This is a genomic window from Curtobacterium sp. MCLR17_044 (assembly GCF_003234435.1).
Lineage (GTDB): Bacteria > Actinomycetota > Actinomycetes > Actinomycetales > Microbacteriaceae > Curtobacterium > Curtobacterium flaccumfaciens.
The window spans coordinates 134,358-146,549 of record NZ_QKTC01000011.1 but is presented as its reverse complement, the minus strand read 5'-3'; the positions used below and the strand labels follow the sequence as shown (position 1 = coordinate 146,549).

Annotated in this window: 10 protein-coding genes and 1 tRNA gene; 9 read left to right on the top strand and 2 right to left on the bottom strand. The window is 70.6% G+C overall.

All coding sequences use genetic code 11. The annotated features are described in order from the left end of the window. The first annotated feature begins 428 nt into the window (after window positions 1-428). The 7 genes from DEJ04_RS09880 (at window position 429) to DEJ04_RS09850 (ending at window position 8,205) form a co-directional block, all read left to right on the top strand. Window positions 429-2,045, top strand: a complete 1,617-nt coding sequence (locus DEJ04_RS09880) for an ABC transporter substrate-binding protein (RefSeq protein ID WP_111046963.1) — start codon at window positions 429-431, stop codon at window positions 2,043-2,045. 82 nt (window positions 2,046-2,127) lie between these two features. Further along, window positions 2,128-3,237, top strand: a complete 1,110-nt coding sequence (locus DEJ04_RS09875) for an ABC transporter permease (RefSeq protein WP_372439454.1) — start codon at window positions 2,128-2,130, stop codon at window positions 3,235-3,237. Window positions 3,238-3,239: 2 nt separating this feature from the next. Then, window positions 3,240-4,238, top strand: coding sequence for an ABC transporter permease (locus DEJ04_RS09870; RefSeq protein ID WP_111046962.1), 999 nt, complete (start codon window positions 3,240-3,242; stop codon window positions 4,236-4,238). Beyond that, entirely contained in the window at window positions 4,235-5,932 is a 1,698-nt protein-coding gene (locus tag DEJ04_RS09865; protein WP_110864663.1) for an ABC transporter ATP-binding protein, read from the top strand. Before DEJ04_RS09870 ends, DEJ04_RS09865 begins: the two co-directional genes overlap by 4 nt. A 148-nt stretch (window positions 5,933-6,080) precedes the next feature. Continuing rightward, window positions 6,081-7,010: an ATP-binding cassette domain-containing protein gene (locus DEJ04_RS09860; RefSeq protein ID WP_071405352.1), complete on the top strand. Its 930-nt coding sequence runs from the start codon at window positions 6,081-6,083 to the stop codon at window positions 7,008-7,010. After that, window positions 7,007-8,017, top strand: coding sequence for a D-isomer specific 2-hydroxyacid dehydrogenase family protein (locus DEJ04_RS09855; protein ID WP_258371345.1), 1,011 nt, complete (start codon window positions 7,007-7,009; stop codon window positions 8,015-8,017). The genes DEJ04_RS09860 and DEJ04_RS09855 overlap by 4 nt, the downstream gene beginning before the upstream one ends. Window positions 8,018-8,132: 115 nt before the next feature. Continuing rightward, window positions 8,133-8,205 (top strand) — tRNA-Asn (locus tag DEJ04_RS09850). A 201-nt stretch (window positions 8,206-8,406) separates the two neighbouring features. Here the strand turns inward: DEJ04_RS09850 and DEJ04_RS09845 are convergent. Continuing rightward, window positions 8,407-9,918, bottom strand: a complete 1,512-nt coding sequence (locus DEJ04_RS09845) for a glycosyltransferase family 39 protein (protein WP_111046961.1) — start codon at window positions 9,916-9,918, stop codon at window positions 8,407-8,409. Window positions 9,919-9,970: 52 nt separating this feature from the next. Between DEJ04_RS09845 and DEJ04_RS09840 the strand changes: the two genes are divergently transcribed. After that, a complete protein-coding gene (locus DEJ04_RS09840; protein ID WP_111046960.1) occupies window positions 9,971-10,459 on the top strand; it encodes a hypothetical protein in 489 nt (162 codons plus the stop codon). Window positions 10,460-10,533: 74 nt separating this feature from the next. Here DEJ04_RS09840 and def read toward each other — a convergent pair whose 3' ends face one another. Next, on the bottom strand, window positions 10,534-11,109 hold the full coding sequence (gene def / locus DEJ04_RS09835; protein ID WP_071405349.1) for a peptide deformylase: 576 nt from the start codon (window positions 11,107-11,109) through the stop codon (window positions 10,534-10,536). A 39-nt stretch (window positions 11,110-11,148) separates the two neighbouring features. On the opposite strand from def, the gene DEJ04_RS09830 reads away from it, so the two are divergent. Beyond that, entirely contained in the window at window positions 11,149-12,063 is a 915-nt protein-coding gene (locus tag DEJ04_RS09830; protein WP_171907811.1) for a DMT family transporter, read from the top strand. Window positions 12,064-12,192: the final 129 nt, after the last annotated feature.

Sequence of the window (12,192 nt, the reverse complement as noted above, 5' to 3'; positions counted from 1 at the left end):
TGCCGCGTGTGGGGCGTCGAGTGGTCGCGGATCGTCGGTTGGCAGGGGTTCGGCCGACGGGACGTGACCGCTCGGGGTGGGGCGAGCGGTGTGTCGTGACCGGTCGGCGGGGGCGTGGGGCGCGGCGAACGCCGGGCGGGCCTCCTGGCTGGGCGGCCGAGATCGCACGAACCGTCGCTCGACAGGCGCTTTCGAGTGCCAGACCGCCCCGGTTGCACCACGCAACTTTCGTGCGTGACGCGCCGCTCGACTCCGGCGGAATCATGCATCACGCGGCGGGCCCGTGCATTACAGCGGTGTAAACAAATCGCCCCCGGTTCGTTCTGTTCCGTGACAGGGTGATACCAATGAGCGTTCCTGGCCGGGCACACAGACGTTCCACCCTCCGGCTCAGGACTCTTGCAATCATGACCAGAGAGGCAGCGGACATGGCATCCGTGACCAAGTGGGGCAAGCGCGGCATCGCGCTCGGCGCCGGTGCAGCAGCGACGGCGCTGGTGCTGACCGGCTGCGCGAGCAGCAGCGTGAGTGACACCGAACTGAACGGCCTGAGCATCGGGACGACGGACAAGATCACGTCCCTCGACCCGGCCGGTTCCTACGACAACGGCTCCTTCGCCGTGCAGAACCAGGTGTTCCCGTTCCTGATGAACACGCCCGTGGGGAGCCCGGACGTCGAGCCGGACATCGCCACGAAGGCGGAGTTCACGAACCCGACCACCTACGAGGTCACCCTCAAGGACGGGCTCGAGTTCGCGAACGGCAACAAGCTCACGTCGAGCGACGTGAAGTTCTCGTTCGACCGCGAGCTGAAGATCAACAACGAGAACGGTCCGCAGTCGCTGCTGGCCAACCTCAAGAGCATCGACACCCCGGACGACACCACCGTGGTGTTCAACCTCGACCACGCCGACCAGACCTGGCCGCAGGTGCTCTCGAGCCCCGCGGGTCCGATCGTCGACGAGGACGTCTTCAGCGCGACGAAGCTCACCAGCGCCGACGACATCGTCAAGGGCAAGGCCTTCGCCGGGCAATACCAGATCAGCTCCTACAAGGAGAACGACACGATCCAGTACAAGACGAACCCGAAGTACGACGGCCTGCTCGGCAAGGCGAAGACCGACGAGGTCACCGCCAGCTACTACACCAAGGAGACCGACCTCAAGCTCGCCGTGCAGAAGGGCGACGTCGACGTGGCGTACCGCTCCCTGACGCCGACCGACATCTCGGACCTGCGCAAGGACGACTCCCTCAAGGTCACCGACGGCCCCGGCGGCGAGATCCGCTACGTGGTCTTCAACTTCAAGACGCAGCCGTTCGGCACCGGGCAGGACGACGCCGACGAGGCGAAGGCCCTGGCCGTGCGCCAGGCCGCTGCCGACGTGGTCGACCGTGCCCAGCTCGCGAAGGAGGTCTACAACGACACCTTCACCCCGCTGTACTCGATGGTGCCGGACGGCCTGACCGGCGCGGTCCAGCCGTTCAAGGAGATGTACGGCGACGGCGACGGCGGCGCGGACGTGTCCAAGGCGAAGAAGACGCTGTCGGACGCCGGCGTCACGGGCAAGGTGCAGCTCGACATCCAGTACGCGCCCGACCACTACGGTTCGGCCTCGGACGACGAGTACGCCCTGCTCAAGCAGCAGCTCGAGGACTCCGGTCTGTTCACCGTCAACATCCAGTCGACGGTCTACACGACCTACGCCCAGGAGCGCACCAAGGACGCCTACCCCGTGTACCAGCTCGGCTGGTTCCCGGACTTCTCCGACGCCGACAACTACCTGTCGCCGTTCTTCACCAAGGAGAACTTCGTCCAGAACCACTACGACGACCCGGAGATCCAGGACCTCATCGCGAAGGAGCAGGCCGAGTCCGACCCGGACAAGCGTGCTGCCCTGATCGAGCAGGCCCAGGAGCGCGAGGCCACCCAGATCTCGACGCTGCCGCTGCTGCAGGGCAAGTCCGTCGCGGTCGCCGGCAAGGACGTCAAGGGCCTGACCCTCGACGCCTCGTTCAAGTTCCGGTACGCCACCCTGAGCAAGTAGCACCAAGCCCCACGTGCAGGCCGCGGGCGTTCCCACGAGGAGCGCCCGCGTGCCTGTGCAACGGCGACGAAAGGCACACCCCGTGACCCTCAGCACTCCCGAGGCGACGCAGGACGTGAACGGCACCGATCCCACCAAGCCACAGGCACAACGCAGTGCCAAGAACAGTGGCGGCGGACTCGGCCGGTACATCCTCGTCAGGTTCCTCCTCATCATCCCGACCGTCTTCATCCTGGTGACGCTCGTGTTCTTCCTGATGCGCGTCATCGGGAACCCGATCACCGCGTCGGTCGGCGGTCGACTCACGCCGAGCCAGCTGCAGGAACGCCTGCACGCCGCCGGGTACGACCGGCCGGTGCTCGTGCAGTACTTCGAGTACCTCGGCAACATCCTGCGCGGCGACTTCGGCACCTCCTCGACGGACAACCGTCCGATCACCGACATCATCGTCACGTACGGCGGTGCGACCGCGGAGCTCGTGTTCTACGCGCTCATCGTCGCGCTGGTGCTCGGCATCCCGCTCGGCATGCTCGCCGCGTACACGCGTGACAAGTGGCCGGACGTGCTGCTCCGCGCGCTGGCGATCCTGACCTACGCCACGCCGGTGTTCTTCGGCGGTCTGCTGCTCAAGCTCGTCTTCTCGGTGTGGCTCGGCTGGCTGCCCCTCGGCGACCGGGCCTCGACCCGGGTGTCGCTCATCCTCGACGGCATCCCCGGCGCGAGCGGCATCTACATCATCGACGCGCTCCGCACCGGCAACGCCCAGGTCATCGGCGACGTGCTCCAGCACGCCGTCCTGCCCGCGCTGACGCTCGGCCTGCTCACCGCCGGCATCTTCCTGCGCCTGGTGCGCGCGAACATGATCGGGTCGCTCGGCTCCGAGTACGTCGACGCCGCCCGGTCCCGCGGTGTGCGCGAGTCGCGCTTGGTGCGCACCCACGCGTTCCGTCCGGCCCTCGTGCCGATCATCACCGTGATGGGGCTGCAGATCGCGATGCTCCTGGGCGGCTCGGTGCTCACCGAGACGACCTTCGGGTGGCGCGGTCTGGGCTTCGAGCTCAACCAGTACCTGTCGGCCCGTGACTTCGTCGCGGTGCAGGGCATCGTCGCGATGCTGGCGGTGATCGTCGCGGTGACCAACTTCATCGTCGACGTCGTCGCCGCCCTGATCGACCCGAGAGTGAGGTTCTGACGATGGCCGACACCACCCTCGTCGACCGCCACGAGCCGCTCTGGAAGCGGCTCCCCGTGGTGGTCCAGCTGCGCCGGAGCACCGGCTGGCAGCGCGCCATGCTCATCGTCGGCGTGGTCATCTGCGCCCTCTACCTGCTCGTCGCGGTGTTCGCCCCGCTCCTCGCCCCGTACGGCTTCGGCCAGCTGCAGGGCGCGGACGGGCAGAGCTTCCCGCGCACCGGCGCCCCGAGTGCCGAGCACATCTGGGGCACGACGGTCGGCGGCTTCGACGTGTTCAGCCGCGTGCTCTACGGCGCCCGCACGGCCGTGCTCGTCGTCATCGTCGCCGTGATCGTCTCGATCATCGTCGGCGTCCTGCTCGGCATGGTCTCCGGGTACCTGGGCGGCTGGCTCGACCGCGTCCTGGTGGTCGTGGCCGACGCCATCTACGCGTTCCCGTCGCTGCTGCTCGCGATCATCGTGTCCATCGTCATCTCCGGCGGCAACTCGAGCTACTCGGGCGGCATCATCGCGGCGGCGATCTCGATCACCGTCGTCTACGTGCCGCAGTACTTCCGCGTGGTCCGCGCCGAGGCCGTCCGGCTGAAGAACGACGCGTTCGTCGAGTCGGCGCGCGTGATGGGCACGAACCCGTGGCGCATCATGACGCGGCACGTCCTGCGGAACTCGACCCGTTCCCTGCCGCTCATCCTGACGCTCAACGCGAGCGACGCGATCCTGACCCTGGCCGGCCTCGGCTTCCTCGGGTTCGGCATCGGCCCGACGTCCGGCGCCGAGTGGGGCTACGACCTGAGCCGTGCACTCTCGGACGTCGCGAGCGGCGTCTGGTGGACCGGTGTCTACCCGGGTGTCGCGATCGTGGTGCTCGTGCTCGGTGTGACCTTCATCGGCGAGAGCCTGAACGACATCTCCGACCCCCGCCTGCGTGCACGCCGACGCCTGAAGCAGCTCGTGTCCACGCGCACCGCCGGGAACGACACGGAAGGGACGGGCGCATGACCCCCACCACCCGCCTGCAACCGGGCGACACCACCACCGAGCCGGTCGTCGTCGTCGACGACCTGACCGTCACCTTCGCGACCGACGGCGGCGCCGTCGACGCGGTCAAGGGCGTCAGCCTCGACGTCCGCCCCGGCGAGGTCCTCGCCCTGGTCGGCGAGTCCGGCTCCGGCAAGTCCGTCACGGCCCGCAGCATGCTGCGGCTCATGCCGGAGACGGCGACACTCGGCGGCGCGGTGCTGCTCGACGGCACCGACGTCGTGTCGGTCGGCTCGCAGAAGCTCCGCGAGCTCCGCGGGACCGCCGGTGCGATGGTGTTCCAGGAGCCGTCGACCGCGCTCAACCCGGTCTTCACCGTCGGGTGGCAGATCGCCGAGGGGCTCCGCGCCCACGGCGGTGTGTCCAAGAAGGAAGCACGGGCGAAGGCCATCGACTACCTCGGTCGCGTCGGCATCCCCGACCCCGAGACCCGCGTCGACCACTACCCGCACCAGTTCTCCGGTGGGCAGAAGCAGCGCGTGGTCATCGCGAGCGCACTGGCCCTCGAGCCGAGCGTCATCATCGCGGACGAGCCCACCACGGCGCTCGACGTCACGGTGCAGGCCGAGATCCTCGACCTGCTGCGCCGCTGCCGCGACGAGTTCGGCACCGCGATCGTCGTGATCACGCACAACATGGGCGTCGTCGCCGACCTGGCCGACCGCGTCGCCGTGATGTACCAGGGCGAGATCGTCGAAGAGGCCACGGCGACGGCACTGTTCGCGACGCCGCAGGCCGACTACACCAAGCGGCTGCTCGCGGCGGTGCCCCGGCTCGAGGCGTCCACCGGGGTGGCCCGGCGCGCCGCGATCTCCGAGGACGTCACCCCATTGGTGGAGGCGAAGGGGCTCGAGATCGAGTATCCCGGGCGGCTCGGTTCGCCGGCGTTCAAGGCGGTCAAGGGCGTCGACCTGGCGATCCGTCCGGGGGAGGTCCTCGGCCTGGTGGGGGAGTCCGGCTCGGGCAAGACCACCATCGGCCGGGCCATGGCGGGGCTGACGAAGGTCACCGGCGGCTCGCTCAAGGTCCTCGGCGCCGAGATGCTCGGGTACCGCGAACGCGACTTCAAGCACCTGCGCAAGGACATCGGGTTCGTGTTCCAGGACCCGGCGACCTCGTTCAACCCGCTGCTGACGATCGCCGAGTGCGTCGCCGAGCCGCTGGTCGTGCACAAGGAGGTCTCGAGCCCCCGTGCCGCGCGCAAGCGGGTGGACGAGCTGCTCGAGGCCGTGCAGCTGCCGGCCGCCTACGGCGACCGCTACCCGCACGAGCTCTCCGGCGGGCAGCGCCAGCGTGCATCGCTCGCCCGGTCGCTCGCGCTCCGGCCGAAGCTGCTCATCGCCGACGAGCCGACGAGTGCGCTCGACGTCTCCGTGCAGGCCCGGGTGCTCGAGCTCTTCCTCGAGCTGCAGCAGGACCTCGGCTTCGCCTCGCTGTTCATCAGCCACGACCTCGCGGTCGTCGGCGCGCTGTCCGACCGGATCGCGGTGCTGTACCGCGGCGACCTGGTCGAGACGGGCACGACGGCGCAGGTCCTCGGCGCGCCGCAGCACCCCTACACGCAGCGGCTCCTCGCGTCGCTGCCGGTGCCGGACCCAGCCGAGCAGGCGGAGCGACGGCGTACGCTGGAGCGACTGGAGAACGTCGGGTCCTGACCCGACGTGACCCGCCCTGGAGGCCCGCCCAGCGTCGTCGACGCACGCCGGTCCTCCAGGGCGGTCGTCTCCACTGCTGCACGCACGACGGACCTGCCAGGGCGGCCCGTCGCGAACCGCCGCCAGGGGGCGGCGTGGAAGGGGACCCATGATCGCGGTCAACGGACCGGCGGTCGTCGCGGACGACGTGTCGATCGAGTACCGGGGCGGACGCGGGGGCGAGTCCATCCGGGCCGTCGACGGCGTGAGCCTCACGGTCCGGCAGGGGGAGATCCTCGCCCTGCTCGGTGAGTCGGGATCGGGCAAGTCGACCTTCGCCGCCGCCATCGCCGGCCAGCTCGGATCCCACGGCGAGGGCGAGGGCGCCCTCCGTCGGCACATCGTCGGCGGCGAGCTGACCGTGCTCGGCCAGAAGACCCGGGGCCTCCGTCCCTCGTCGCGCAAGCTCGAACGGCTGAGCGGCCGGATCGGGTACCTGCCGCAGGACGGCGCCGACCGGCTCAGCCCGGACCTGACCGTCGGCGAGGCCGTCGCCGAACCGATCTACGCCCGCGACCGCCGGTTCGACCGGCGCGAGGCCGGGCTCATCGTCGCCCGGCTGCTCGACGCGGTGCACCTGCCGCTCGGGGCGATGCGCCTGAACACCTGGGAGCTCTCGAGCGGGCAGCGTCAGCGTGTCGCCCTGGCGAAGGCGCTCGTGCTCGAGCCCCAGCTGCTGGTCGCGGACGAACCGGCGCGTGGCGTCGACGTACTCGTGCGGCAGTCCGTGCTCGAGGCCCTGGCGACCCTGCAGCGCGGCCGGCAGTTCTCGGCCGTCGTCGTGTCCAGCGACCTGCGCGAGGCCCGCGCCCTCGCCGACCGCGTCGCCGTGATGGCCGACGCCCGGCTCGTCGGGCTCGGCACCTTCGACGAGGTCCTCGACAACCCCGTCGACCCCTACGTCAAGACCCTCGCCTCGACCGCGGCCCGCGGCGTAAAGCGTCGTCCGGCACCGACCGCGGCCCGCCGTTCGTCGGCGCCGCGTCGTCCGCTCGCCGCCGGCACCGGCCCGCGCACCGACCGTCAGGAGAACGCGTGAGCGCCACAACCCAGGGCCCCCGCGGCCACCGCGCCGTCGTCCCCACGTCGGGCGCACCGCTGCCGATCGACGCCCCGCAGCCCGGGCCGGTCGCCGTGCTGCCGGAACCGACGGACCTGCACGTGGACGCCGTGACCGAGGCCGGCGGCACCGTCGCGCCGCTCGACGCCGACACCCGCGGCGTCGTCTGGCTCGACCCCCGTGACCCGGCCAGCCTCGCCGACGCGCTGTCCTCGGCGCCGGGGGTGGGCTGGGTGCAGCTGCCGTTCGCCGGCGTCGACGCCTTCGCGCACCTGATCCAGGAGCACGGCGACCGCGTGCTGTTCACCTCGGCCAAGGGTGCCTACGCGGAGCCGGTCGCCGAACACGCGCTCGCGTTGACCCTCGGCACGCTCCGGGTCCTGCAGAAGCGCGCTCGTGCGTCGTCGTGGGCGACCGAGCCCGAGGGTGTCTCGCTGTACGGGCGGAACGTCATCGTGATCGGTGCCGGCGGGATCGCCCTCGAGTACCTCCGGCTGCTCGCGCCGTTCGACGTCGACGTCACGGTCGTGCGCCGCTCGCCCGAGCCCGTGCCCGGAGCTGCGCGGACCGTCACCACCGACGAGCTCGACCGGGTCCTGCCCGACGCTGACGTCGTGATGATCGCGGCGGCGATGACCTCGGGCACCGCGAAGCTCTTCGGCGAGCAGCAGTTCCGGATCATGAAGCCGTCCGCCCGGCTCGTGAACATCGCCCGCGGTGGACTCGTCGACACCGACGCACTGGTCGCCGCCTTGCGCGCGGGGGAGATCGCCGCGGCTGGCCTCGACGTCACCGACCCCGAGCCGCTGCCCGACGGGCACCCGCTCTGGTCGGAGCCCGGCGCGGTCATCACCCCGCACCAGGCCGACACCCCGGAGATGGTCGCACCGCTGCTCGCCGAGCGCGTCCGGCTCAACGCCGCGGCGTTCCTCGGGGGCGACGGCGAGGGCTTCGTCGGCGTCGTCGACCCGGTCGCCGGGTACTGACACGGGGACCTCGGGGCGCGGCGCGCCCGGGCGGCGTGTCCGATGCGGTGGAGGGCCTCGGCGTCCTGCTATGCTGTTACCCGTTGTTCGCACGTCATTCGCCAGCGGACAGTGATCCTCGATAGCTCAATTGGCAGAGCAGCCGGCTGTTAACCGGCAGGTTGTTGGTTCGAGTCCAACTCGGGGAGCGACAGGTCCTCATCCCTTCGGGGGTGGGGACCTTTTGCGTTGCGGACGGTGAGGAATACGCCGGCGTCTTCGATGCACGCCGCCCCGTGCTCGAGACGCCTCCGGATTCGGCGGTGTCTCGCCGGTTCGGGTGCGTCCTGGCGGGACGCCGGCGTGTGCGCGGGAAGCCGGCCTCTGCGCGGGACGCCGGCGTGTGCGGGTCAGCGGTCGTCGGGCTCTTCGGGCTCGATGCTGAGGGTGCCGTCACGGTTGTTGTCGTTGATCACGCCGGTCTTCGTGACGTAGACGTCCAGGTAGTCGAGCCGGAAGTGATCGAGCTGGTCGTCGTACTCCGCCAGGAACGTGCGGACCTGCTTCGGCATGGGGCGCCGGTCGTCGTGGCCGACCACCACCGCGTCGAACGGTCCGAGCTGCGGCTTCTGCGTGCCACGGTCGCCGAAGTAGATGCGCCAGGTGTTCGCGCTGAACCGGGCGAACAGGACGTTCTCGTCGTCCTTGCCACGGACCTCGAGCGCCTCCGTCAACATCGCGATGCCGCTCGGACGGGTCTGCACGACGGCGACGCCGAGCCGTGCGACGGGGATGAGCAGCGCGGCGACGAGCACTGCCGCCGCAATGCGTCCGAGGGGCGGCCGGACGGTCGCCAGTCGCCCGTACCCGATCGCCGCCAACGCGATGATGAACGGCATCCACGCGTCGTAGTAGTACGGCAGCGAGACGTTGGCGACGATGACGTAGAAGACGAGGAAGACACCGAGGGCGATGCCGAGGTACGCGACCAGGCGGTCCGGTCGGACGACGAGGGCGGCGACCACGCCGATGGTCAGGACGCTGAGCAGCAACCAGCCCGTGCCGTCGGCGAGGAACGCGAAGTTCGCCCACCACGGTGCCGCCGGGTAGATCGTCCCGAGGATGGTCGTCGGGTGCCCGTGGGCGTTCTGCTGCGCCTGGAACCGGAGCATCTGCCCGATGGCTCCGAAGAGCCCGACCGGCAGGTAGACGACCACGAACACCACCACGAACGCGACGCCGCCGTACAGCGCACCGACCCCCAGGTCGCGCCACCGACGGAACAGCAGGGGGAGTGCTCCCACGGCGAGGACGAGCACTGCCGTCGACACCTTCGAGGTGACGGACAGTGCGAGCAGCGCACCGGCTGCGGCCACCCACCACCGGTTGCCGGTCCGCATCCAGCGCCAGGCCGCGGCGAGCGAGGCGACGGCGAAGAAGACCATGAGGGGTTCGAGCATCGCGAACCGGTCGATGCGGACACCGATGACCGACCCGGCTTCTGCCCAGGACGAGCCCGAGCCACGCGGCGTCAGCCACCACATCGCCGCCGCGGTCAGGCCGGTCCAGAAGCCGACTTCGCGTCGCAGCCAGAGGAACAGGACGACACCCGTGCCGAGCATCGCGGTCGCAGCCACCAGTCTCGGTCCGAGCGGCCCCTGTCCCACCAGGAGCTGCGCCACGCCGTACACGTACTTCGCGAGCGGCGGGTGCTCGAGGTTGAGCGAGAAGTTCCCGTGCACGTAGGCCCAGCTCGCGCGGAGGTACACGAACTCGTCGTTCACGATGGTCGGACGGCCGAGGTGCCAGTAGGCGACGAACACAGCAGCCAGGGCGACGACCACGAGGGCCGTCGCACGGACGGGGCGGGAGTGCAGGCGGGGGATGAGGACCTCCAGGACAGGGCGATGCCGGACCATCATCGCAGGAGCCGCCGTACGAGTCGTCCGCAGCGCTTGCTGTTAGCGTTCACAGGTGCACCGTTCCCGTTCGCCTCGACTCACGCTCCTCGGCGTCGTCGTCGCCGTGACGGCGGTGCTCACCGGCTGCAGCAGTGTCGGCCCGGACACCGACGCGTCCGAGGACCCGACGAGCTCGGACACCGGCCTGGGCTCGGGCGCGTCGCCCGTGGTCTTCGCGTTCGTCTGCGCCGCCGACGGATCGGACAGCGAGACCTACACCACCTACTCGGCGGTGTGGGAGGCCGAGCGCGCCGACTGCTCGGCGAAGCGCCTGACCGGGTCGGTGCCGTCGAGCCAGCAGCAGGCCGCGGTGGCGGCGGCGCGCGGCGAAGCGACCCTGGTCGAGCTCGCGAGCACGTGCGCGGTCCGCGGCTCGGCGCCGTGGACGTCGGCGGTCGCCGACGCGCGCGGTGCGCACGTGGCCGCCGGGCTCCTGCGGTACTGCCCCGGCCACCCGGAGACCGACCGCCTGCGCGACGCACTGGCTGCCTACCGGGGCTGAGCCGGGCCTCCAGGCTGCCCGCCGGACCAGCGACGGGCTGGACGGCACCGGGTGCCGACGCCGACGGGCGTCAGTCAGCCCTCGGGGTGGTCGCGACCCGGCAACCAGGACTGGCCGGGGCCGCCCCAGCTGCTCTTGCGGATCGCCTTGGCGACCTGCTTGCCGTAGGGGTGCACCAGGCGGTCGGCGTAGAGCCAGCCGTCCAGGTGGTCGTACTCGTGCTGGAAGATCCGGGCCAGCCAGCCGTGCGCCTCGACCTCGAACGGGGTGCCGTGCTCGTCGAAGGCCCGCAGCAGGGCGCCCTCGGAGCGGCGGAGCGGGAACCGCTCGCCCGGGATCGACAGGCAGCCCTCGGACTCCTCGTCCTCGTCGAGCTCCTCGACGGATTCGGGCACCGGGGGCGTGATCCACAGGACGGGGTTCACGGCGGCGCCCCGGTGCAGGACGTCGTCGTCGTCGGTGTAGGAGTACACGAACAGGCGCTTGCCGACGCCCACCTGCGGTCCGGCCAGGCCGACGCCCGGTGCCAGGTCCATGGTCTCGAGCATGTCGGCGACGAGGGTGCGGAGGTCGTCATCGAACGCGGTGACCTCGGCTGCACGCTCGTGCAGGACGGGTTCGCCGGTGATGCGGATCGGGAGAACGGCCATTCACCCAGGTTATCCGGCGGGGGACGGTAGCCTCGACGCGTGACGACGGACCTCCAGCTGCCCGACGCCGTGAGCAACCTCACGCCGTTCCAGGCGCTGATGATCCCGGTCGCGTTGATCGGTGCGGTGTTCCTGTCGCTCGGGGCGCAGTTCCAGAGCCGCGGGGTGCAGCGGGTCGAGGCACGTCTCGGTCGGCAGTCGAAGGGGCTGAGCGTCCGGCACGTCGTCGGGCTCGTCTCGAGTGGCTACTGGGTGCTCGGCACGCTCATGCTCGGCATCGCGGTGGTGCTCCAGCTGATCAGCATCACGTTCGCGCCCCTGATCGTCGTGCAGCCGTTGGGTGCCGTCGCCCTCGTCATCACGACGTGGTTCTCGTCGCGGTCGTCCGGTGTGCCACTCGGTCGCCGTGCCCGGCGGGCCGTGTGGACGTGCATCATCGGTGTCGGCATCTTCGTCGGGATCGCCGCGTTCGTCGGGCACGAGAGCGCGATCACCCGTCAGCAGCTCGTCACCGTGCTGGTGATCCTGGCCGTCGTGCTGGTGCTCGTGCTGGTGTCCTTCCGCCTGGTCGCCAAGCACCGCAGTGCGCTCTACTACATCGTCGGGGCGGGGGTGCTCTACGGGTTCGTGGCGACGCTGGCCAAGGTGGTGCTGAACCGGTTCGTGAACGGCACCTTCGACTGGTTGACCGTGCTCGCCATCGTCGGGGTGGTCGTGGCGGCGTCGCTCGGCGGGTACTTCGTGCAGAACGCGTACTCGAGCGGTTCGGCGGACCTCGTGATCGCGGGGCTGACGGTGATCGACCCGATCGTCGCGGTCGGCATCGGCGTGATCGTGCTCGGCGAGGCCTCGGGGGCGCCGTGGTTCGCGGTCGCGGGCTTCGTGGTGGCCGCGGGCATCGCCATCACCGGGGTGTTCCTGCTCGCCAAGCACCACCCGCAGACCCGGGCCTGACGCCGGCCGGCGCGGGCGACCGGCGCGCACGAGGCGGTGCACTCGCCGCGCACCCCGGGTGGTCGCCGCCCTCATCCGCGCGGCTGACGCGACCGTCGATCCTGGTGCGATAGCGTCACTGCCGACCAG

What these genes read in the sequence shown, in the direction of transcription:
- DEJ04_RS09880 (WP_111046963.1), top strand. Translation starts at nt 429, where the DNA reads ATGGCATCCGTGACCAAGTGGGGCAAGCGCGGCATCGCGCTCGGCGCC.
- DEJ04_RS09870 (WP_111046962.1), top strand. Translation starts at nt 3,240, where the DNA reads ATGGCCGACACCACCCTCGTCGACCGCCACGAGCCGCTCTGGAAGCGG.
- DEJ04_RS09865 (WP_110864663.1), top strand. Translation starts at nt 4,235, where the DNA reads ATGACCCCCACCACCCGCCTGCAACCGGGCGACACCACCACCGAGCCG.
- DEJ04_RS09860 (WP_071405352.1), top strand. Translation starts at nt 6,081, where the DNA reads ATGATCGCGGTCAACGGACCGGCGGTCGTCGCGGACGACGTGTCGATC.
- DEJ04_RS09845 (WP_111046961.1), bottom strand. Translation starts at nt 9,918, where the DNA reads ATGATGGTCCGGCATCGCCCTGTCCTGGAGGTCCTCATCCCCCGCCTG.
- def (WP_071405349.1), bottom strand. Translation starts at nt 11,109, where the DNA reads ATGGCCGTTCTCCCGATCCGCATCACCGGCGAACCCGTCCTGCACGAG.